Below are 23,304 nucleotides of genomic sequence, written 5' to 3' on the forward strand. Positions count from 1 at the left end.
TCTGCCGTCACGTCCGAGTCGCAGAGGTCCTGTCATGAGCGCCATCCCCGAATCCTTCGCCCGCAAGACCGCCGAGGTCTCCGCCGACGTCACGCGCCCGTTCCCGAGCTCCGAAAAGGTGTTCGTCCAGGGTTCACGTCCGGACATCCGCGTGCCGTTTCGCCAGGTCGCACAGAGCCCGACGCTGACCTCCGGCACCCCGGAGGAGAACCCGCCGATCCCGGTGTACGACACCTCCGGCCCGTACACCGACCCGGATGCGACCATCGATCTGCGCCAGGGGCTGGCGGATCTGCGCGGCGCCTGGATCGACGAACGCGGCGACACCGAATGGCTGGACGGCCCGAGTTCGGAATACGGCCAGGCCCGTGCGGTGGACCCGGAGCTGGCATCCCTGCGCTTCGAGCACATCCGCCCGCCGCGCCGGGCAAAGGCCGGCGCGAACGTTTCGCAGATGCACTACGCCCGGAAGGGCATCATCACCCCGGAGATGGAGTACGTCGCGATCCGCGAGAACAACCGCCTGCAAGAGCTGCGCGCCGACCCGCGCTACAAGAAGCTGCTGCGGCAACACGCGGGCGAGTCCTTCGGCGCCTCCATCCCGGACGCGATCACCCCCGAGTTCGTGCGTGACGAGATTGCCCGCGGTCGCGCGATCATCCCCGCCAACATCAACCACCCCGAGCTCGAGCCGATGATCATCGGCCGCAACTTCCGGGTGAAGGTGAACACCAACATCGGAAACTCCGCGGTCACCTCCTCGATCGAGGAGGAGGTAGAGAAGCTCGTCTGGTCCGCGCGCTGGGGCGGCGACACCCTGATGGACCTGTCCACCGGCAAGAACATCCACGAGACCCGCGAGTGGATCCTGCGCAACTCGCCGGTGCCGATCGGCACCGTGCCGATCTACCAGGCGCTGGAGAAGGTCGACGGCAAACCCGAGGACCTGACCTGGGAGCTGTTCCGCGACACCCTGATCGAACAGGCCGAACAGGGCGTGGACTACTTCACCATCCACGCCGGCGTGCGCCTGCAGTACGTGCCGCTGACCGCCGACCGGGTGACCGGCATCGTCTCCCGCGGTGGCTCGATCATGGCCAAGTGGTGCCTGGCGCATCACCAGGAGAACTTCCTCTATACGCACTTCGACGAGATCTGCGAGATCATGAAGGCGTTCGACGTCTCCTTCTCGCTGGGCGACGGCCTGCGCCCCGGTTGCCTGGCCGACGCCAACGACGCCGCCCAGTTCGGCGAGCTGGAGACCCTGGGCGAGCTGACGCAGAAGGCCTGGGAACACGACGTGCAGGTGATGATCGAGGGCCCCGGCCACGTCCCGCTGCAGAAGGTGAAGGAAAACGTCGACAAGGAGCTGGAGGACTGCTTCGAGGCGCCGTTCTACACCCTCGGCCCGCTGGTGACCGACATCGCCCCGGCCTACGACCACATCACCTCCGGCATCGGCGCGGCCAACATCGGCTGGTACGGCACCGCGATGCTCTGCTACGTGACACCGAAGGAACATCTGGGCCTGCCCAACAAGCAGGACGTACGCGACGGCATCATCACCTACAAGATCGCCGCTCACGCCGCCGACCTGGCCAAGGGCTTCCCCGGCGCGCAGCTGCAGGACAACGCACTCAGTAAGGCACGCTTCGAGTTCCGCTGGGAGGACCAGTTCAACCTCGCGCTGGACCCGGAGCGCGCGCGCGAATTCCATGACGAGACCCTGCCCAAGGATGCGCACAAGGTCGCCCATTTCTGCTCCATGTGCGGGCCGAACTTCTGCTCGATGAAGATCACTCAGGACGTGCGCGACTACGCCGCGGCCCAGGGCATCTCGGAGGACGAGGCCCTGAAGAAGGGCCTTCAGGAAAAGGCGGTCGAGTTCGTCGAGAAGGGCGCGAAGATCTACCGCGAGGTGTAAGCCAGCGAGGCTGGCCCGGGTGAGGCCGGTCTACCGCACCTCGATGCGGTTGCGGCCGTTCTCCTTCGCGGCATACAGGGCCTGGTCGGCTCGATCGAAGGTGTCGACCCGGCTTTCGCCCGGCCGGTATTCGGTCACGCCGAAGCTCGCGGTGCGGCGCCCGCCCGTTTCGAAGTCGAAGGCATTGATGCAGGCCTGCAGGTCACGGGCGACCCCCTGTGCCTGCGCGACGGACGTCTGCGGTAGCAGCACGAAGAACTCCTCACCCCCGATCCGGCCGATCGCATCGACCTCGCGCAGGTTCTGGCGCAGCAGGTCCGCGAACTGTCGCAGCACGCGGTCACCGGCACTGTGCCCCCAGGTATCGTTCACCGCCTTGAAGTGGTCGATGTCCAGCAGGATCACCGAAAACGGCTCGCCGTAGCGCTCGGTGCGAGCCCGTTCCGCCTCGAACAGGCGCTCGATATGGGCGCGGTTCCACAGCGAGGTCAGCTCGTCGATCCGCGCTGCGCGCTCCAGCTGGCGCTGCTGCAGGAAGCTGTGCTTGCGCGCATGTTCCAGCATGAAGGCACTCAGTGCGCCGAAGCTGAAGGCGGCCAGCACCCACAGGAGATGCAGCTGAATCAGTTCGCCCTGCATGGGATTACGAAAGGAGGCGGCAATTACCAGCGCGACGATGGCGATGGCGGCCATCGAGGCCTGGCGCAGCGGCAGGCCCGATATCGCGAAGGTCCACATGATGCTGAGATAAATCTCGGGGGCAAATACCAGGAACTGCGGCGACCCGGTATTCAGGTAGAGATTGGCGCCATTCGCGATCACCGGCGCCACCATCAGCAGGGCCCACATCGGCCGCTGCAGGAAGGCCCGCAGGCTCATCGCGGCCACGGCCAGCAGCAGGCCGGGCACCAGCACCGCGTGAGCGATCAGCCGTTCGCTGTGCAGGTCCGCCGCCACCGACTGTTCGACGGCGCTGAACAGGAGGTACATCAGGGCCGTCAGCAGCGCGACGTAGCGAACCTGCGGGATGCGCGCCTGGCGATGCCAGGCGTCGAACGCCTGTTGAACTGCGGTGTCTTCCCGGTGCAGCGGGCTCCAGAGGGCCCACCGGCGCCTGGTGTTGTTCAAACCCTGACTCCTGTGCTGGCCTGACCCCGCCTCGCGGCGGGTCCAGGCGAGGGTGCTTACATGGCGCCGCTCATGCCGCCCATCCCCATCAGTCCGGCACCGATCCCGAAGATCATGCCCAGCACCATCAGGATCAGGTAGATCAGCAGCAGCACGCCGAAGATCGTGAAGTAGATCCGCAGGCGCCCGAGTGCGTATTTGATCGCCTCGGGGTCGCCGCTTTCGTAGGCGCGCTGGGCGCCGCCTGCCGCCTGCATCAGCACCACGCCGGCCCAGATCGGGATCCAGGCGATGATAATGCCGATGATCGACAAGGCGGTCAGCACGCCGGAGATGATCAGCATCACCCCGATCAACTGCATCCAGAACTTGCCTCGTACAAGCGGCTCGATCAGGCCTCGGAGGTCGGCCGTACTCGTTGCGTCCTGTTCCATGTTCAGACTCCTTGTCGTGATGGGCGGATGACCGCAGCATAGCAGGCGGTTTAATGCTGTGACGCGTTCGTTGTTTTGGCGCGCGCGGCCCGTGCATACTCGACGGGGTGCAAACCGGACCTTCAGGATGTACCGGGTGTGAGAACAGGGGGACGTATGAGCGATCAGGGACGGCGCAACGAGAAGGCCCGCAGTGGTCCGCAAGGCACCATGCTCTTTCAAGGGCAAGGTCTGCCCGAGTCCACAGGCCGGGGCCAGCTGGCAGCCGACCAGGCGCCACTCGAGGGCTACCCGGTCCTCGTCGGGGTCAGTGCCAACTTCCGCCAGCAACGCCTCACCTTCAAGCCGGGCAAGCGCTCGGTCGGTCGCCAGACCGACAACGACATCGTCCTCCAGGATCGTAGCGTTTCGGCCCAGCACGCCTGGCTGGTCAACGAGCGTGGCGAGTGCCGTGTGGTCAACCTGCTGTCTACCAATGGTACCTGGGTCAACGATGAAAAGGTCCATGATGCGGTGCTGAAGGAGGGCGACCATGTCCGCTTTGGGAGCGCCGAGTTCGTCTACCACCAGAAGGACGACGGCTCCGATGTGCTGCCTGAACGTCGGGGTCGCGGCATTCCATGGCGCTGGGTCGGCTTCGCGGTGATCGTACTGGTGCTGGCGGTCATCGCACGCATTCTCCTCGAGACCGCCTGAACGCTGCGTCGGCGGAGCGGCCTCTCAGCATGGAGCGAATAGGACGCTACGGAATCGGGGAGGAGATTGGACGCGGCGCGATGGCGGTGATCTATCGTGGCTACGACCCGGAGATTGGTCGCCCGCTGGCGATCAAGTGCCTGCAGGATGACTATGCCAGCCGCCCGGAGTATCGCCGCCGCTTTGTGGCCGAGGCACGCGCCGCCGGGACCCTGACGCATCCCGGCATCGTCACCATCTTCGATGTGGGCGAGAGCGACCGGCGACCATTCATCGCAATGGAACTGCTCGAAGGGATCACGCTGGCCGCGTTCGCCGAGCAGTTCCGACCCTTGCGTCTGCGCAATGTCCTCAAGATTGGCATCCAGTTGGCCGAGGCTCTGGACTACGCGCACCGCCATGGGGTCGTGCATCGCGACATCAAGCCCGAGAACATCATCGTCACCAGTGCCACGGTGAACATCAAGGTGATGGATTTCGGGATCGCGCGCACCCTGAGCGACCCCGACTGGCGGGCCGACGATGATGGCTACGTGGCCGGCTCCCCGCATTACATGGCTCCGGAGCAGATTCGAGGGCAGCCCACGGATGCGCGTGCGGACCTGTACTCGGTGGGCGTGGTTCTGTACGAACTGCTGACGGGTACGACCCCGTTTCGGGGCCACGACGTCGAAGCGCTACTCACGCGGGTGGTGCGCGAGGACGCTGAACGCCCGCGCCCGGTCGTGCCCGATTGCCCGCCGGAACTGATCGATGGGGTCATCCGGCTGTTGGCCAAGGATCCGGACGCGCGCTACCAGAGCGCCGGCGAGCTCCTGGTGGACCTGCAGCGCCTGGAGGAAGAGCGCCTGGAACGCGAGCGTCTGGGCAGCGGGCGGCGCATTATTCCGCTGCGCCTGCGCTGGGCCGGGATCATGGGGGGGCTGGTGGCGCTCACCCTGGTGATAGCGTCGACCCTGGTCTACCAGAAACAGAACGCTGTGATGACGGATCTGGCATTCGACTACGGTGCCGCGCTGGCGCAGATCATCGCGGTGGAGAGTGCCGAAGATCTGTTGCTGGAGGACTCGATTGCCGTTCAGGGCCGACTCAACGACATGCAGCAAAATCGGGAGATCGCGCTGCTCAGTGTCGCCGACCGCCATGACCGTATCGTGGCCAGCAGTGACTCGGAGACACTGGGCCAGCCCTGGGAGCCGCCCCCGGACGAACGTCTGCGTACCCGGCGAGGGGATCAGGCGGTGTGGTCGGTGGAGGGGCCCGACGGCCGCGAGCTGTTCCTGTTCGAATCACCGGTGAGCTATCAGGACCGGACCATCGGCCGTCTTCAGGTCGGCTTGTCCACCCAATCCCTGGGTCAGGCCAACCGGGCCACCTTCATGGCGTTGCTGCTACTGGCGCTGGTGACGCTGCTAGCCGTGCTGATCGGCGCGTATGTGCTGGCGCGGCGGTTGCAGGCCCCGCTGAATACCCTGCGTGGGGCACTCGATCAGATTGGCCAGGGCCGGTTGGATACCCGCATCCGGACCCTGCGACGCGATGACTTCGAACGGGTCTATGCCGCCTACAACGTGATGGCCGATTCCCTGGAGGCCCGGATGAAGCGCCCGACGCCGGCCTCCTCCGATCATCCCGCGGATCAAACCCTGGAGCTCGATGCCCCGCAAACCGGGGATCGTTCACGCGAGGATCGTGACGGTCCCTGACCGCGCTCGCAATCACGGACCGGTCAGCGCCGCTTCCCTAACTGTTGTCCAGTGCGTCCAGTCGGCGTAGCAGTTCCTGTGCCCGCAGCCGATAGCCGCGGGCGGCCTCGAATTCAGGATCCAGTTCCAGGGCCTGGTCCCACAGCGCAATCGCAGTATCCAGATCCTGATTGCGATAGCGCACAATCGCCTCTTCGTGCAGGGCCTCCTTGTGCGCCTTGCGAACCGCGTCGCGGGCTTCAACCACGGAGCGGCGTTCCGGATCGTGTTCCAGTGCCTGGTTGTAGGCCGCCAGTGCCTCGGACCGATCCCCCGCGTCCCGTGCCGCATGGCCGGACTGCTCCCAGTAACCGGCCTCCGCTTCGCGTTGCAGCGGCTGCAGCCAGTCGGCCCCGCTTCCGCTCACAGCCAGCTCGGCCTGCGCCTGGCTGGCAAGTGCCAGGGCTTGTTCGTAGTGCCCTGCCTCAAGCTCGGTCTCGATCGCTTCGCGATAGGCGGCTGCGGGCGCATCCCCGGTGTCCGGGGCTTCCGGGGCATCCATGGTGGCCATCGACCCTTCGGGGATGCGCAGGCGCTGGCCCACCAACAAACGGGATGGCTGTTCCAGCTCGTTGTAGCGGGCCAGGATCACGAACTGCGAGGCGTCGCCCAGGTGCTCCCGCGCAATCTGAGCCAGGCTTTCGCCGGCGGCTACCGTGTGGATCTGGTACGCGGAGCCCAGGGCCTCTTGTGGGTCCGCTTGCAATTGGGACATCAGATTGCGTCCCGCCGGGTGCCCCGGGTCCACGGCCATGAGTCGATCCAGGGCGGCCTCCGCCTCGACGTATTCACCCGCCTGCAGGAGTTGAATGATGTCTTCGATCGCCGGGGTTGGTGCGTCCTCCGGCTGGGGCGTGGCCTCGGCCGTCTCGGTGGGCTCGGTCTCCGCCTCGGCCTCGCGGTCTTTGTCCGGGTCCATCAGGGCCTTGAACTGGGCGCAGCCGCCAAGGAGTCCGGCCACCACCAACAGGACAGCAGCACGCGGGAAAAGAACAGTCGGTAGCATCGGAAGGGTCTTTGCGAATCAGGAAAGGAGTATACGGCCGGACTCAATCCAGCGGCCAGAAGAGGATGCTCAGGGCGGCCAGCAATAACAGCCCGAGCAGGATCGTGCGTCGCCGGTGATCGCCTCTGGCGGGCGTGGTGTCCGGCCGCAGTGCCGCGGCAGCCACGTTGTCCCCGGAGGGCCCGCCGCGCCGGGCGGCCTCGGCCACCATGCGTGGCAGTCGTTCGCTCAGGTCGTCGACGTCCAGCAACGCGGCCATCTCGTCCGGTCGGATCTGTTCCCAGAAGCCATCGGAGCACAGCAAAAAACGGCTCTCCTTGGTGAGCGTGGCATTACCGTGGTCCACGTGAATCGGGTCGATCACGCCCAGAGCCTGCAGCAGCTGGTTCTGCTGCGGATGGGTTGCCATCTCGTCCTCGCCAATCATGCCAGCGTCGACAAGATGTTGGACGCGCGTATGATCCCGGGTGCGCCGTAGCAGCGTCGTTCCTTCGAAGTGATACAGGCGGCTGTCGCCGCAGTGGGCCCAATAGGCCTGCTGGCCGTCGCAGAACAGTAGCACCAAAGTGGTGCCAGGACGGCTGGTGAGGCTGCTGCCGGCAGAAGCCAGCGCCGCGTGGGTCTCGTGGAAGATTCGTTCTAGCAGGTCGGCTGGATCCGCAGGCCGACCGGCGCACTCATCCCACAGGCGTTCGGCCGTTTTCAGTGCGGTTTGCGAGGCGGTCGCGCCACCCTGGTGCCCGCCCATGCCGTCGGCAACCAGCAGCAGGTGCGCCCCACCTTTACGGGCCACGAGCACGCTGGCCTGGTCCTGCTGTTCGGCGCGTCCGCCGACATCCCTGGCGTATGCGGTGTCCATGGCCATTCCCGGTTGGCGTTGCCCCATCATCGCGCAGACGGGCCTGCGCTGTCAGTTCATCTTTGCGGGTCAGCCCGTGGCGCCGATCCAGAACTCGATGGAGCGGCCGAGGAACTCGTCCCAGGTCATGTAGTGCGAGCCGTCACAGGAGAAGGTCAGGCTGACCATGCCGTTGAACAGGTTGATGGAGGCGGAGCGTAGGTAAACGGTCTCATCCGCGTAGCGCAGCGTCTTCAGTCCCTCCAGCACGGGACCAACCTTGTCCTTCGGGATCAGGGCCTCTTCGGGATAGGGCTCATGCGGGAAGGCCAGGCAGACGTCCGGGTCTCCCAGAGACTCGTGGGTAAGGATGCGGTAGCGGTACGGGTCCTCGGTCGTCCACAGCGTGGCGCGCGAACTGGAGAAGTGGAACACGCCCTGAAATACGCCGCGCTCGGTGAATAGCTCCTCGATGATGGCCAGGGCGGTATCCATGTTCTGGTCCATCAGGCTTTCCGTACGGCTTTGCAGGAACAGCGTGCCGCGGATGGACGGATCGCCCTTGATCTGGCGCCACTCGTTGGGTTCCTCGTACAGGTTTTCGGAGAAATCCGGCAGGTTGCGCAGGTCGAAGTCGGCGCCCAGAAAACCCAGGGCATTACCCTCGTCGTCGCGCACCAGTTGCAGCGCGGTCAGCGAGGGTCGCCGTCCGAGCAGGCTGATGTAGGCGTCCGACAGCAAAAAGCCGTCGGCGGGCACCACTTCCTTCATATAGGGGCGTTGCGACCGGTCGCGACCGAAATGCTCCGGCAGCACCCCGCTGCGCGAGATATTGTCGGAGAGCTGGATGCCCTTGGTATTCAACGCATAGACGAATGTGGCCTCCGGGATCTGGCCAATCGCCTCCTCAAGGATCGAGTCGAGGTCTTCGCGGCGCGGCCAGGCTGAACTCAGGCGGTTGGCGATCACCGTAAGGGTGTCGTGTAGCTTGTCTTCCAGGTAGGCGCGCTGGTGTTCGATCGCTTTTTTCAGTTCCGTCATGGTGCGGTGTCGTCTCCTTTCGGTGCGGCGCGATTATCCCCGATTGGGGATGTCGCTGTCGTGACGCGGTCGAACCGCATGTCTCGGGGCACTTTGCACCGGTACCCGGGTCCGAGCAGGAACCGTGCCGACCACGAGCTACGCCATGCCCGAGACTGTTGCCCTACGATCCGCCCGACCCGACGATCTTGACCCGATCAATACCCTGGTAGCGGAGGCCATCGAGGACTGGCCGCTGCCCGAACGCGTCCGGCGGCTGGCGCTGCCGGCCTACCGCTATACCGAGGCGGATTTCATGTTCCTTGAGGTGCGCGTCGTGGAGTCGGCCGGTCAGGTGTTGGGCGTTGCCGCCTGGGAGCATGCGGGGCCCCGCGAACTGCCCGACGGCGTATCGGACGGTCTCCTCTTGCACGGGTTGTACGTGGCCCGCGCGGCACGCCGAATGGGTATCGGCAGCCAGCTTGTCGATACCTGTCGGGCCGCCGCGCGCGAGGTGGGTGTAGCCGGCGTGCTGGTGAAGGCCCAGGGCTCGGCCGCCGGCTTCTTCGAGGCCATGGGCTTCATCCCCGTGCCCGTCCGGGACCGTGATCGCGATTACGAACAACGCTATTGGATCCCCGACCATCCCACGGACAACGATGGCGTGCGGTAATACAGTCCGCGCGAGAAGGCGGGTTCTTTGACCCTGTAAACGAGTCCTGCGCATGCTTATTAGATGGAACGCGAACCTAACTCACGTGATCGGCGATTGGCCGAGCGCATGAGACCCCCCGATGTTTGATGAGCAAGCCCGGCTCGCGGCTCTCCACGATTACCAGATCCTGGATACGCCGCCGGAACCGGAGTTTGATGATTTCACGCGTCTAATCGCCAACATCTGCGAGGCGCCGATCGCGGCCATCAATCTGGTTGACCAGGATCGGCAGTGGTTCAAATCGGAGATCGGACTCGGTGTGCGCGAGACACCGCTGGATATCTCCATCTGCAAACATGCGCTGCTGCAAAAGGGCCTATTCGTGGTCCCCGACACCACGCGCGATCCGCAATTTGTGAATAACCCCCTGGTCGCCGGTGATCCCTACCTGCGTTTCTATGCTGGCGCGTTGCTGGAGACCGAGGACGGCCTGCCCCTGGGCACCCTGTGCGTGCTGGACTACAAGCCCCGAACGCTTACACCGGAACAGGAGGACGCCCTGCTGATCCTGGCCCGCCAGGTGATTGCGAAGCTCGAACTACATCGCACCACGCGGAGCCTGCGGGAAGCCCTGGAACGTAACGAAAAGCTGCGCGAGGAACTCCAGGGCCGTCAGCGGGAGCTCCTCTCGCTCAACGAAGACCTCACTCGGCTCGCTACCACCGATCCGTTGACCGGGTTGAGCAATCGCCGCGTGTTCGAGGGGTCCATTGCCCAGGAGCTAAGCCGCTTCCAGCGCACCGGTGTCGCCTTCTCCCTGATTCTGCTGGACCTGGACGATTTCAAGCTGATCAATGACCGGTTCGGCCACGATACCGGGGACCAGGTCCTGCGCGAGCTGGCCGATCGGCTTCGGCCGACGGTGCGCGAGGTGGATCTGCTGGCGCGCATTGGTGGGGAAGAGTTCGCGCTGCTCTTGCCGGATACCGAATCGGAGGCCGCTGTCGAAGTGGCTGAGCGCTTGCGCCTGCTTGTTGCGGGCCGGGGGTTCGCGCCGTTGGGTTCCAAGCCCGTTACCCTGAGCGCAGGTGTTACGACGGTGTGCGCGGATGATACGGAGGCGAGCGTTTTCGGCCGTGCCGACGAGGCGCTCTACCGTGCCAAGGACCTGGGCCGTAACAAGGTGCTGGCGGTCCAACCTACCGATATTGGGGAGTAGGCCGTACCCGGACAGGACTGGATGGCGAGTGTGGCCTCGGCGGCCATGTTCGCCGAGGCCTACGTCACTATCTGGTCGGCGGTTTCGGGTCGCCCAAAGTAGTAACCCTGGAAGTACTCGCAGCCGAGACCCTTGAGGAGGGCGAGTTGCTCGGAAGTCTCGACCCCCTCCGCCACGACGCGCATATCCAGGTTACGTCCCAGCGCGACGATGGATTCGATAATGATCTGGTCCCGCTGATGGTCGGGATGTGCCGCTGCCTGCACGAAGGTCTTGTCGATCTTGACCTCCGCGAAAGGCAAGCGGGACAGGTAGGCCATTGATGAATACCCGGTTCCGAAGTCATCCATGGAAAATTGTATGCCCATGCTTCGGAGTTGTTCCATCTTGTACGTACTGTCATCGATGTCGGTTAATACCAGGGACTCTGTCAGCTCCATCTTGAGCCGACCGGGAGGGATGGGATTGTCCCGAAGTATGGTTTTTACGTGTTCGACGAAGTCTTCTTGATAGAACTGACGGGCACTTACGTTGACGGATAGCGTGAGTCCGGCTGTCCGCTCGTCGTGTTGCCATTGCAGGATTTGGCGGCAGCCCTCCTCCAACACCCATCGTCCAAGGGGCAATATCAGGCCGGTTTCTTCTGCCACGGGGATGAACTGTGCCGGTCCGACGAGCCCTCGTGTCGGATGACGCCAGCGCAGCAAGGCCTCGGCCCCGGCCAGCTCACCCGCTTGATTGACTTGGCGTTGGTACTGGAGGAGGAAATGGTCGTGGCCGACCGATGCGCGCAAGTCTGCCTCGAGCTGAAAGCGTGCCTCCATGCCGGCCTGCAGCTCGGGGTTGAAGAACCGGATCGAATTGGGGCCTGCGGCCTTGGCCTGATACATCGCGGCATCGGCGCGGCGTAGTAATTCTTCGCGCGTTTCCTGCTCGCCAAAGAACAGGGTGATCCCAATGCTGGCAGCACAACGGTGATCATGATTCGAGAGCCTCACCGGCTCCGTCACGAGGGCCTGGATCTCCTCCGCGATATGGCCGGCACGCTGGGCTGCAAGATCTTCCACGGTGGCGATCTCTTCCAGGACGATCACAAACTCGTCGCCTCCCAGGCGGGCGATGGTGTCAGCACCCCGAATTCGTCGCCCTAATTTCTGTGCAAGGGCCTTCAGCAACGTATCGCCAGCCGAATGCCCCAGGGTGTCGTTCAGGCGTTTGAAATCATCCAGGTCGAGGAACAACACCGCGCCGAGCGTGCCGTGGCGAGCGGAGTGTGCCAGGGCGCGATTCATTCGGTCTTCGAGCAGACGCCGGTTGGGTAGCCCCGTAAGGTCGTCAAAAAAAGCTAGTTGGTGAATACGCTTTTGCGAGTCCCTTTGTTCAGTGATGTCCGTAATGAAGCCATTCCAGAGGATGGAACCATCCGGCTCGCGTTCAGGCGTTGCATTCCCCTGCAACCAGCGCTCGCCACGTTTGCGGTGGATGACGCGATACTCGTGTCGCCACACCGAAAGGTCACTGGCGGAAGTCCGGATCGAATCCTGTACCGCTTGGAGATCGGATGGGTGGATGATTTCGGCGAGTCCGGACGCATCCTCCCGGACCTCGTTGGCTTGAACGCCATAGACGTCTTCGATTGCCTCGCTCGCATAAGGAAAGCTCTGGTGCCCATCAGGAGTCATGCGGAACTGGTACACAACACCCGGAAGTCGGGAGGCGATCTTCTGGAAACGGTCATCCAGTTGTCGAGCACGTGTGGCCGCCAGCTCGGCCTCCAGCAGCGACGCCTCGATCCCGTGGCGCAGGGTGACGGTGACGGTTGAGGTGATCAGGATAAAGAGGGCAGCTGCAACGGCCAGGCCGGCGATGAGGCCGGGCTCGATCACCGCGCCCGGAAGGTTCGCGGTATGTCCGTCCCCTGGCACAAACTCTGTTGCACCCATCGCCACGTAGTGCAGGCTGGAGATGGCCAACCCCATCAGCACCGCGCTGGCCAGTTTGAACAGCGTGGGTTGGTATAGCCCTCGCTGCTCCATGAAGGCGCCCATCAGCCGAGGGACGGCCAGGGCCAGGCTGGCCATTGCTACGGCGGCCACAATCGACAACAAGAACAAACCCGGCCGATAGACCATGTCCGCTTCCACGACCATGCCCGTCATCCCGGTGTAGTGCATGGCCCCAATCCCCAGCCCCACCAAAGTGCCGCCCGTTAGGATTTCACGGGCTGTGGGGCGCGGCTCGCGGATGACCTGGAGCGCCACGTAACCCGCCGCAATCGCCGGCAGAACCGACAACAGGGTAATACCCATGTGGTAGTCGATTGTGATCGGCAACTCAAAGGCCACCATGCCGGTGAAGTGCATGGTCCAGACCCCAACCCCCAAAGCGACGGCGCCGTTGACCTGCCAGCCAATTCGCGCGAGCCGGGAGCGGGTGGTTCGGATCAGGTCTACATGGCTAATGCTGGCAAAGGCTGCGAGTATCGCGATGGTTAGGGATAACACGACCAGCGGTGCGGAATGACTGCCGCTGTAGGCCAGATCGCCGATCGTGCTGCTCGAGGCAAAATCCATTTCAGCATTCTGCAGCGATCAATGGTGAAAAGCGATCAAATTTCGTTGTTTTGTCAATTACATGTGAGTGTTTTCCGCCCCGTTTCCCCAAGCCGAGTCGTGCTCGGGGTTGGTACCGGTAATGAACGGCATCGTTTGCGGGACGGGTGAACCCCAGGCTGCTAACCAGGCCCGCCATGCTGCCCACCTCACCCACATCAGCCTGCGCCGGAGAAAGTCATGCAAATCCACCTGGACACACCCGACCTGATGACCCGTGTTCGGCTCGAATCCCGCTGGCGTTCGGCCGGCGCCAACGTCACCAATAGCCAGATGCCCGGCCATCCAGACCTGGTCGTCGTCGACCTGGGCACCCGAGGTGTTGAGGCTGTCGCTGACTGGCGCCAGCGTTATCCGGAAGCCAGGATCCTTGCCTTCGGCCCACACGTGGAGGGTGAGATGCTCAAGGCTGCGCGACAAGCTGGCGCGGACGAGGTCGTCGTCCGCGGCCAGGTCGCCGACCGCGTCGCCGCCAAGCTGGAAAGTGATCGCTTCTGAGCCTCTGTTGGATTCAGACTGGATCTGCAGCGCGTGTGGGCCACGCAAGTCCCGATCCCGTCCCATCAGAGTACGGAATAGCCAACCTTGACACTCGCCCATGCGATGGGCAGGATCCGCGACCATATTCATGGCAAGGGAATGTCCATGACCTCGCCACGGATTGGCGTACCCCCATATCGGCAAACGTTGAACGACAAAGCTCCCTCGGCAGGTCCTTGGGCAAGCCGTCGTGGCTCCCGGCGTCTTGCGTACGATTGCCCCGACGCCTCGCAGTCCCCCTGGCTCGGCCGTTGGTTACTGCGGCGGTCTCCCGCGTGCAATGAGGGGGCTGCCCCCTTCCGGCCGCTGTGGGGGGCGGTTTCATGAGGCCCGCTATCGTCAACGCAGGCTTCGTGCTGGCCACCCTCGGGGCGGTGTATGTGTTGTTGCCGGAGGTCCGGCATGGCGTGAATATCTTCGCGACAGAGTTCGCTCGGGGGTTCGAGCAAGGGTTCACCTCGGCCACAGGTCGCTCCCTTTTGCCGGGGCGGTCCCAGGATCACTCGTCAGCGCTTTCATCCGAGGTTTCGACCGGGCGAAGTGGTTCGGAGCCGCAACCCCTGGGCGATGTCCGGGACTCGAGTATTCCGGCTGGTTCTGGCGCTGACGTTGACCTGAAGGGCTACGGCAACGTACCGAACCTGCGTGAGGCCCTGGAGCGCGATGACAGCGGCCGTTTGCGCGAGCATGTCCAGGCCTTTCGAGACGAGACCGACGTGCAGGCGCGTGCCGCCCGCATGAACGCGTTGCTGTTTGAATGGGCGGGAGCCGCCGACGCCGATCCGGAAGATCGTGGGCCGAACATCGATGGCCGCAAGCTCGTCACCCTGGAGGCCTTCCTGGACAGGGATTTCCGTCAGCAGGGCAGCCCCGACCCTCGCCCGGGAGGAGCATCGGAGTTGCACAAGGCCTTCGCGATCCTGAAAACGACAATGTACGGCGAGCTCATGCGGCAGACGCACCTGGCGCCCTACTTCGATGCGATTGCCTTTGCGCTGAACGAATCCGGGCCCGGCTTCGATTCCTCCGACACCACAAGCGCCCTGCAGGCCAGCTTCGAGCGTGACCGGGCGCGGGGCCTGACCGACTTGTTCGAATTCGAGCGGGCGGGTGGTGAGCGCCTGCGCGCAATGGGCTTCGATCCCTACCGCCTGATGCGTGACTGGTTGCTCGAGGCTGGGGACGACTCGAGTGTCCAGGCGCCCCTGTTGGCCTTGGGTTGGGACGCGGTGCGCATGGACGGACAGGGCACGGACGGGCGCGAGATCGTGGTCGCGCATGAGGGTGGCGCAAAGCTCAAGGCCGGACCCGGTGCGCATGGACGGACAGGGCACGGACGGGCGCGAGATCGTGGTCGCGCATGAGGGTGGCGCAAAGCTCAAGGCCGGACCCGGTGGGGACTGGCTGCTCGGCGGGCAGGGCGACGACACCCTGTATCCCGGACCCGGTGATGACCTCCTGTACGGCGGAGCCGGCAACAATACCTACCGGTTCGGCGTCGGCAGCGGCCACAACACCCTGATCGAGATGTACGGAGACCGCGGCGGTAGCGTCATCGAAGTGGCTCCGGGCATCCGCGCCGAAGACCTCGATATCGAGATGGAAGCTCACGAACTGGTCCTCGCCCACCGCAACGGCGAAGACAGCGTCCGCATCCAGAACTGGTTTGGCTCCATCCACCCCAAGCGCCACCGTCTGCACGCCGTGCGCCTCGCCGATGGGCAGACCCTGGAGCTTCCTGAATGAACGCCACGCGAGGGCGTTCAGCAGCAACTTTAACAGGGCCGCCTGAAGCCGGCAGCCTTTAAAATCATCACGCATGGACAGGGAAAAGCCATGACCTCGCCACGGATCGGCGTACTCTCCGCAGTACCGCTTCGGTTTGTGCCACATCGCGCTCCGATATCGTCGGCGCGTTGCCCCGCTATGCGTACCGGTGCGCCGCTGGATCGGCTTTCGTCGCGTTTTAACCTAGCCGTAGATTTGCCCGGATTGGATATGGCCTCCCAAAGCTTTGGAAGGTTGCCATGGCGTGGCTGATTCCCTATGTGATCGTGTTCCTGATGGCCGTCGGGATCCTCTCCGAACGCCGCCGGGCATCGTTTCGCACTCGGGTGACCTACGCGGTAGCGGTGCTAGCAGCGCCCCCGGCGCTGATAGGGGTCGGGATGACGGCCAATGGGCTGGATGGCACCAACTTATCGAGTCCCGTCCTGATGCTCCTTGTTTACGTCATTGTGCCGTTGGTGGTCGTCTGGAACTTTGTATACTGGCACCCTCATACCCCTACCGGTAAGCGAGAAATGAAGAGCTTCCGCGTTTCGGTGGGAAGACCCCCGAAGGTCGCGCGTGATGAATCTAATTGCGGCAAGAACTTTGAGAGCACGGTGGTCCTAGGTGGTTATTTCGGGTTGGTCATAGGTGCTTCCTATTTTTTGCCCCAAGACATACTGAGCTCGCTGGCACCTCTTCGTGAATTCGTGGGTTTTATGGAGCTGCACTTTTCTGGGGTTCAGAGGTTCGGTCTTTGGTCCGAGTTTTCGGAGGTCGCACAGTTAGTCTATTCAGTCCAATTGCTCCTTGTTCCTGCGCTTGTGCTATGGACAGTGGTGTCTTTGAGGGCGCACCTGCGGAAAGGCCCGGGGGTTGTCTGGATAGGCCTAGCGATTATCCCGGTCTTTGGATCGGCGGCTTTCCTACTTCTCTCCGGAGTCTATCCCTCGGGACCCGAGCTTTCAGGATTGTTTGGCCGCCTTTCCAAATTGTCTTACACATCGGAGTTCTGGTTTTCCGTCTGGAGTGTCGTGATTACCTATGCTTCTGCAGTCTTTATTTCTTTGGTATATGTGGCGTTTCGAGACCTTCTGCTTTTTTGGGGGGTCTACCGCTCGTCGAAATCTCCTTAGGGGTATTGTAAGCGGCTGTGGCGTGGCCGTGTTTCGTGATCTTTTTTGGCATTGATCGAATCGTTCGGCCCACCGATTGATTTATTAAGGAGGAAAGCCTCATGGAAGAGGAAAAAAATGGTCAGGGGTTTGTTGGAGATGTTAATGATTACATGAAGTCAGTGGACTCGGCCTCCGTAACGGGATTCTCGGTATTCTTAACCGAAGCTTCGGACCCGGCGCTAAGTGAAGCGGAGCGCCTGTCGAAACTAGCAGATTATTATGAAGGAGAATATCGCCGGATATCGGATCAGTCGCGTGAATTGGCTCAAAGGGCTGAAGCAGCGGGCGACACGCAGCGAGCTGCTGTCTTGCGTACCGCTAGCGATCAGGCGCAGGAGTGGGCAGATCAGCGGGCTTATAAAGCCGACGAAGCTTGGATGAGAAGCACGCATCTTGAAATTAGTGGGCGAGTGAATGGTGTACTGGGTCCGGTTGGTAACTTAATCAGCGCTGGACAAGTAATGAGTGCGGTTGCGCAGTCGGATTGGGAAGAAGCATCAAAGAATACAAGTTCTGTGCTTCTGGGCGTGACAGGTGCCAAATTTGCGGCGTTTGCTGGGACGGCTGTGAGCCTCCCCGTTTTGCCAAAAGCAATGATGGTTGCTGGGCTTGCAGCGGCGGGAGCGTGGCTGGGAAATAAATATGGTGGTTCAGTGTATGAACAGCTGCGAACCTCGGCGACGGATGTTCTAGAGGAGATGGGTGGACCGGCCGGGATTTTGGAATCCGCCTGGGATTATTGGACCGGCGGCGACTTCATTGGTGATATCCGGGACTTCTTTAACCGTGGCCAGTCCCATGCCTCTCCGATCATCCTGGACCTCGACGGCAACGGCATCTCTACGGTGGGTCTGGATGCCGGTGTGCAGTTCGACCATAACGGGGACGGATTTGCGCAGGCCACCGGCTGGGTGGGGCCGGGGGATGCACTGCTGGCGATGGATCTGACCGGGAACGAGGAGATCGAGACCGGCAGCGAGCTGTTCGGCAACGCCAGCGAGATCGAGGAAGGCGTGACGGCCATGAACGGCTTCGAAGCGCTGGCGATCCACGACACCAACGACAATGGCCGCATCGACCCGGGCGACAAGGCCTGGGGCGACTTGCGGCTGTGGCAGGACGCCAACGGCAACGGCGTGGTGGACGAGGGTGAACTGCTGACCCTGGATGAAGTCGGCATCGGCTCCATCGATCTGGGCTACTCGGATTCCACCTACGTGGACGAGCACGGCAACGAGCACCGCCAGATCGGGCGGTTCGAGTGGGCCGACGGCCGCGAAGGCGAGGCGACGGACGTGTGGTTCATCCAGGATACGGCCATCACCGAGGCGCGCGAGCGCCTGGACATTCCGGAGGCCATCGCCATCCTGCCCGACCTGATGGGCTATGGCGAGGTGCATGACCTGCATCAGGCGCTGGTGCGGGACGAGAGCGGACAGTTGCGCGGGGAGGTTGAGGCCTTTATGGCCGAAACCGACGTGAAGGCGCGCGAAGCCCGCATGGAGAGCCTGCTGTACGAGTGGGCGGGCGCCAGTGACGTGGACCCGGAGGGCCGGGGATCCCATATCGACGGGCGCAAGGTCGCCACACTGGAGGCCTTCCTGGGGCGGGAGTTCCGTCAGCACGGGAGTCCAAACCCGAGGGTCATGGCCTCGGGGGAGCTGCGTGCGGCCTTCGACATCCTGCAGACCACCATGTATGCACAGATGATGCGCCAGACCCACCTGGCGCCCTATCTGGAAGGGATGGACCTGGTCTTCGATGAAGACGGCATCCGTATCGACTTCGCGGGCACCACGGAGGCCCTGAACCAGCAGTTCGATGCCGACCCGGCCCGTGGCGTGGCGGATCTTCTGGAACTGCAGCGTGCCACCGGCGAACAGCTCTCACCCATGGGCTTCGACAGCCATGGCCTGCTGCGCGACTGGCTCGCACAGGCCGGTGATGACCCGGCCGTGCTGGAGGCCCTGGCCGACTTCGGCTGGGACGGGGTGCGCACCGACGGCGAAGGCACGGCCGCGTCCGAAATTGTGTTCGCGAGCAACGACGGGGCGGAGCTTACCGCCGGCTCCGGTGGCGACTGGGTGCTGGGCGGTGATGGCGACGACGTGCTGCAGGCGGGCTCGGGCGACGACATCCTCTACGGCGGCTCTGGTAACAACACCTACCGCTTCGATGTGGGCCAGGGTCATAACACCATCATCGAAATGCATGGCGCCGAGGGTCATAGCGTGCTGGAGTTCGGCCCGGAGATCCGCGCCGGCGATCTGGACATCCGTGCGGAGGGCAGTTCGCTGGTGCTGGCGCACAGCAACGGCCGCGACAGTGTCACCATCGAAAACTGGTTTGGTAGCGCCGATTCCGAGCGCCACCGGATCAACACCCTTCGTTTCGCCGATGGTCATAGCTTCGATCTGTCCGCGTTGCAGCTCGGCTCGACCGAGGGTGACGAGCTGACCGGCGGGGAGGAGAACGCCATCCTGGTCGGCAACGAGGGCGAGAACATCCTGACCGGCGGGACCGGCGACAACTGGCTGCACGGCGGCCGGGATGCCGACGTCCTGGTGGGTGGCGAGGGCGACAACCTGTTCGTGGTGCGGCACCGGGATGATCAGGTGATCGCGGAATCGGGGGATGGCACGAACACGGTGCAGTCGCATGTGTCGTTCGCCCTGTCCGACAACCTGCACAACCTGACCCTGCTGGGCCGCAGCGGTATCAGTGCCACCGGCAACGAGCTGGACAATGTCCTGATTGGCAACTCCGGCAACAACCGGCTCGACGGGGTGGCGGGTGCCAATACCATGATCGGCGGCCGCGGCAACAACACCTACGTGGTGCACAGCGCCGATGACGTGGTGATCGAGAAGCCCGGCGAAGGCAACGACACGGTCGAGTCGCATATCGACTACGTCCTGCCGGATAACGTGGAGAACCTGCACCTGCAGGGCAGCGAGGATCTTCACGGGACCGGCAACGAGCTGAACAACGAACTCATCGGCAACACCGGCGACAACGTCCTGAACGGGGTCGAGGGCAACAACTACATCGACGGCCGTGGCGGCGCCAACATCATGATCGGTGGCGCGGGCGATGATACCTATGTGGTACGCAGCGACGATGACGTCGTGATCGAGCAGCCCGGCGAGGGCCACGACACCATCCGCTCCTCGGTCACTTATACCCTGCCCGACAACGTCGAGGACCTGATCCTCACCGGGTCGGCCGACATCGACGGCACCGGCAACGAGCTGGACAACTACATCCAGGGCAACAATGGTGACAACGTGCTCAACGGCGTGGCCGGCGCGAACGTGATGGCTGGCGGGCGCGGTGACAACACTTACATCCTCAACAGCGAGGAGGACGTGGTCATCGAGAAGCCGAACCAGGGCACGGACACGGTGATCAGCCCGTTCGACTACACCCTGCCGGATAACGTGGAGAACCTGACGCTGGTCGGAGAGGCCCGGGTGGGGCGTGGCAACGACGAAGACAACATCATCATCGGCACCGAGCGCCCCAGTCACCTCTATGGCGTGAGCGGCAACAACGTGCTGATCGGGGGCGGGCGCTCCGCCAACTTTCTGTATGGCGGTGACGGAGACAATACCTATGTGGTCAGCAATCCGGGCACCAAGGTAATCGCCCAGGAGAATGGCGGCACCGATACCGTAAAGGCGGAGACCAACTTCCGCCTGCCCGATCATGTCGACAACCTCACGCTGATCGGGGATGGCGATTATCGCGGTTGGGGCAACGAGCTCGACAACGTGCTGATCGGCAATGACGGCGATAACGTGCTGCGTGGTGAAGGCGGCGACAACTTCATCCACGGCGGTCGCGGCAACAATGTCCTGTACGGGGGCGCCGGGAGCGATACCTACTTCTTCGAACGCGGCGATGGCCACGACCGCATTGTGGAGCGCGCCCGCGACCCGGGCGAGGACACGCTGCTCCTGGGCGAGGATATCGCGGCGGACCAGCTCTGGTTCCGGCAGGATGGTCGCGATCTGTCGGTGGAGGTTATCGGCACGGAGGATCGCATCACGGTCGACTCCTGGTTCGGGCCGCAGGGCGAGACCCTGGATCAGGTCGAGCTTTCGAGTGGCGAGGTCCTGACGGCATCAGAGGTGAATAACCTGGTGCAGGCCATGGCGGCATTCGACCCGCCGGGGGCCGACGAGAGCCGTATTCCCGAGGCGTACCGGGAGCAGCTACAGCCCGTCGTCGCATCCGCATGGCAGTGATCGAGTAGCCCTTCGTGGGGGGCGCTCACGCGCCAGCCCCCACTTACTACACAGGACATCCGGCGGCCCGCGACTCGGGGCCGCCATTTTTTGCATGCCAGCGGCAGGATGCCGTTGGCATAACAGTGAGGCAGCATGGATTCGCCAGGGAAGGCGGCCCCGGACTCGCACAGCGAGAACGGGGCCATCGACACGGGACTGACCGCGCTCGCGATGCTGGCGCAGTATCACGGCGTGGCCGCCAACCCGGCACAGCTGCGCCACGAATTCGCGCCGGATGGCCAGCCGTTCGATGGCGACCACATACTGCGCGGTGCCCGACACCTCGCCCTGAAGGCCAAGCGGGTGCGGACAACGCTTTCGCGCCTCGATCGCACGCCGCTGCCCGCGATCGCGCACGCCGTGGACGGGCGCTTCTTTGTGCTGGCGCGCGCCGGGGAACAGGACGTGTTGGTCCAGCACCCCGGTCGTGGGCGCGCCGAACGCATCACGCGCGAGGCGCTGGAAGAACTGTGGACGGGGGATCTGATCCTGTTCACCTCGCGGGCCTCGCTGACGGCCGAGCTTGGCAAGTTCGACTTCACCTGGTTTGTGCCCGCGCTGGTCAAGCACCGAAAGCTTCTGGGCGAGGTGCTGCTGGCCTCGTTCTTCCTGCAGATCTTCGCGCTGGTCACACCACTGTTCTTTCAGGTGGTGATGGACAAGGTGCTGGTGCACCGCAGCCTGACCACGCTGGACGTCTTGGCCATCGGGCTGCTGGCGGTCATAGTGTTCGAGGTGGTGCTGTCCGGCCTGCGTAGCTATGTGCTGGCGCACACGGCCAGCCGTATCGACGTCGAGCTTGGGGCCAGTCTGTTCCGGCACCTGATCAACCTCCCCATGGGGTATTTCGAATCGCGGCGTGTGGGCGATTCGGTGGCGCGCGTGCGGGAGCTCGAGAACATCCGCGAGTTCCTGACGGGCAACGCGCTCACTCTATTGCTCGATCTGTTCTTCTCCGTGGTCTTCATCGCGGTCATGCTGTTTTACAGCGGCTGGCTGACACTGATCGTCCTCGCCTCGCTGCCCCTGTACGTGCTGATCTCCGTGCTGATCACGCCGCCGCTGCGGGCGCGCCTGCACGAGAAGTTCAACCGCGGGGCGGAGAACCAGGCCTTTCTGGTCGAGAGCATCAACGGCATCGACACGCTCAAGTCGATGGCGGTGGAGCCGCAGACCACCAAGAAGTGGGATGAACAGCTGTCCGGCTATGTATCCGCCGGCCTCCGCACGACCCGTCTGTCGACCATCGCGCGCGAGCTGATCTCGCTGGTGGGCAAACTGGTGACCGTGGGCACGCTGTGGCTGGGTGCGCGTCTGGTGATCGAGGGGGATCTGACCGTTGGTCAGCTGATTGCCTTCAACATGCTGGCCGCTCGGGTGGCCCAGCCGATCATGCGCCTGGCCAATATGTGGACGGACTTCCAGCAGATCGGGATTTCCATGCAGCGTCTGGGTGACATCCTCAATGCGCCCACGGAGTCCTCCTTTGCCAATCGCAGCAGCCTGCCGCGACTGGAAGGAAGGATCGAGTTCGACCAGGTGCATTTCCGCTATCGCCCCGACGGGCCCGAGGTCCTGCGTGGCGTTAGCCTGGAGATTCCCCCTGGCCAGGTGATTGGCGTGGTCGGCCGATCGGGTTCCGGCAAGAGCACGCTGGCGAAGCTGATTGCCCGTATGTATGTCCCAGAGCGCGGGCGTGTTCTGGTCGATGGCACCGATCTCGCGGTCGCCGAGATCAGTTCGCTGCGCCGGCAGATCGGCGTCGTGCAGCAGGAAAACATGCTGTTCAATCGCAGTATTCGCGAGAACATCGCCCTGGCCAGCCCCGGCGCCCCTCTGGAGCAGGTGATGACCGCTGCCCGGCTGGCAGGGGCACATGACTTCATTCTGGAAACACCGGAGGGATACGACACAACGGTTGGCGAGCACGGCTCGAGCCTCTCCGGCGGACAGCGCCAGCGGATCGCGATTGCCCGCGCGCTGATGAATGACCCGCGCATCCTGATCTTCGACGAGGCCACCAGCGCACTGGACTACGAGTCGGAACGGGTCATCCAGCAGAACATGGAGCGGATCGCTCGCGGGCGGACGGTCATCATCATTGCCCACCGGCTGAGCGCCGTGCGCAGGGCCGACCGCATCATCGCGATGGATCATGGGCAGATTGTCGAATCGGGCTCGCACGACGAACTGGCCCAGCGGCCGGGCGGGATCTATGCCGGCCTGCTGAGTCTGCAGCGCGAGTGA

15 protein-coding genes and 1 pseudogene are annotated in these 23,304 nt (G+C 63.6%); 10 read left to right on the forward strand and 6 right to left on the reverse strand.

Annotated elements, in window-relative coordinates:
* Positions 1–34 precede the first annotated feature (34 nt).
* Positions 35–1,924 carry a phosphomethylpyrimidine synthase ThiC gene (gene thiC, locus D002_RS0106675; protein ID WP_018141137.1) on the forward strand — a complete coding sequence of 630 codons (1,890 nt, stop codon included), beginning with the start codon at positions 35–37 and terminating at the stop codon, positions 1,922–1,924.
* Positions 1,925–1,954: 30 nt separating this feature from the next.
* On the opposite strand, the gene D002_RS0106680 is transcribed toward thiC, so the two are convergent.
* Together D002_RS0106680 and D002_RS0106685 are read right to left on the reverse strand one after the other, a co-directional pair.
* Positions 1,955–3,052 carry a diguanylate cyclase gene (locus D002_RS0106680; RefSeq protein WP_018141138.1) on the reverse strand — a complete coding sequence of 366 codons (1,098 nt, stop codon included), beginning with the start codon at positions 3,050–3,052 and terminating at the stop codon, positions 1,955–1,957.
* Between the two features lie 56 nt (positions 3,053–3,108).
* Positions 3,109–3,486 carry a DUF5362 family protein gene (locus tag D002_RS0106685; protein WP_018141139.1) on the reverse strand — a complete coding sequence of 126 codons (378 nt, stop codon included), beginning with the start codon at positions 3,484–3,486 and terminating at the stop codon, positions 3,109–3,111.
* A gap of 156 nt (positions 3,487–3,642) precedes the next feature.
* On the opposite strand from D002_RS0106685, the gene D002_RS0106690 reads away from it, so the two are divergent.
* Together D002_RS0106690 and D002_RS0106695 are read left to right on the forward strand one after the other, a co-directional pair.
* On the forward strand, positions 3,643–4,182 hold the full coding sequence (locus D002_RS0106690) for an FHA domain-containing protein (protein ID WP_018141140.1): 540 nt from the start codon (positions 3,643–3,645) through the stop codon (positions 4,180–4,182).
* Positions 4,183–4,211: 29 nt separating this feature from the next.
* Entirely contained in the window at positions 4,212–5,888 is a 1,677-nt protein-coding gene (locus tag D002_RS0106695; protein WP_026181572.1) for a serine/threonine-protein kinase, read from the forward strand.
* A 37-nt stretch (positions 5,889–5,925) separates the two neighbouring features.
* Here D002_RS0106695 and D002_RS0106700 read toward each other — a convergent pair whose 3' ends face one another.
* From D002_RS0106700 to D002_RS0106710, 3 genes are all read right to left on the reverse strand, one after another.
* Positions 5,926–6,933, reverse strand: a complete 1,008-nt coding sequence (locus D002_RS0106700; protein ID WP_018141142.1) for a LysM peptidoglycan-binding domain-containing protein — start codon at positions 6,931–6,933, stop codon at positions 5,926–5,928.
* 43 nt (positions 6,934–6,976) lie between these two features.
* Entirely contained in the window at positions 6,977–7,792 is an 816-nt protein-coding gene (locus D002_RS0106705; RefSeq protein ID WP_018141143.1) for a PP2C family serine/threonine-protein phosphatase, read from the reverse strand.
* Positions 7,793–7,861: 69 nt separating this feature from the next.
* Positions 7,862–8,812 carry a PDC sensor domain-containing protein gene (locus D002_RS0106710; protein ID WP_018141144.1) on the reverse strand — a complete coding sequence of 317 codons (951 nt, stop codon included), beginning with the start codon at positions 8,810–8,812 and terminating at the stop codon, positions 7,862–7,864.
* Between the two features lie 145 nt (positions 8,813–8,957).
* On the opposite strand from D002_RS0106710, the gene D002_RS0106715 reads away from it, so the two are divergent.
* Together D002_RS0106715 and D002_RS0106720 are read left to right on the forward strand one after the other, a co-directional pair.
* On the forward strand, positions 8,958–9,464 hold the full coding sequence (locus tag D002_RS0106715) for a GNAT family N-acetyltransferase (RefSeq protein WP_018141145.1): 507 nt from the start codon (positions 8,958–8,960) through the stop codon (positions 9,462–9,464).
* A 121-nt stretch (positions 9,465–9,585) separates the two neighbouring features.
* A complete protein-coding gene (locus D002_RS0106720) occupies positions 9,586–10,665 on the forward strand; it encodes a sensor domain-containing diguanylate cyclase (protein ID WP_018141146.1) in 1,080 nt (359 codons plus the stop codon).
* Between the two features lie 59 nt (positions 10,666–10,724).
* On the opposite strand, the gene D002_RS0106725 is transcribed toward D002_RS0106720, so the two are convergent.
* A complete protein-coding gene (locus tag D002_RS0106725; protein WP_018141147.1) occupies positions 10,725–13,238 on the reverse strand; it encodes an EAL domain-containing protein in 2,514 nt (837 codons plus the stop codon).
* Positions 13,239–13,457: 219 nt separating this feature from the next.
* Here D002_RS0106725 and D002_RS0106730 point away from each other — a divergent pair, with 219 nt between their 5' ends.
* The 5 genes and pseudogenes from D002_RS0106730 to D002_RS0106750 all read left to right on the forward strand — a co-directional run bounded on the left by D002_RS0106730 (position 13,458) and on the right by D002_RS0106750 (position 23,304).
* Positions 13,458–13,775, forward strand: a complete 318-nt coding sequence (locus D002_RS0106730; protein ID WP_018141148.1) for a hypothetical protein — start codon at positions 13,458–13,460, stop codon at positions 13,773–13,775.
* A gap of 365 nt (positions 13,776–14,140) precedes the next feature.
* Positions 14,141–15,563, forward strand: a pseudogene (locus D002_RS13100) (calcium-binding protein).
* 281 nt (positions 15,564–15,844) lie between these two features.
* Positions 15,845–16,723 carry a hypothetical protein gene (locus tag D002_RS0106740; RefSeq protein ID WP_018141151.1) on the forward strand — a complete coding sequence of 293 codons (879 nt, stop codon included), beginning with the start codon at positions 15,845–15,847 and terminating at the stop codon, positions 16,721–16,723.
* A 740-nt stretch (positions 16,724–17,463) separates the two neighbouring features.
* Positions 17,464–21,015: a calcium-binding protein gene (locus D002_RS0106745; RefSeq protein WP_018141152.1), complete on the forward strand. Its 3,552-nt coding sequence runs from the start codon at positions 17,464–17,466 to the stop codon at positions 21,013–21,015.
* Between the two features lie 135 nt (positions 21,016–21,150).
* Positions 21,151–23,304, forward strand: a complete 2,154-nt coding sequence (locus tag D002_RS0106750; RefSeq protein ID WP_018141153.1) for a type I secretion system permease/ATPase — start codon at positions 21,151–21,153, stop codon at positions 23,302–23,304.

Source organism: Thioalkalivibrio sp. ALJ7, from assembly GCF_000376865.1.
Classification (GTDB): domain Bacteria; phylum Pseudomonadota; class Gammaproteobacteria; order Ectothiorhodospirales; family Ectothiorhodospiraceae; genus Thioalkalivibrio.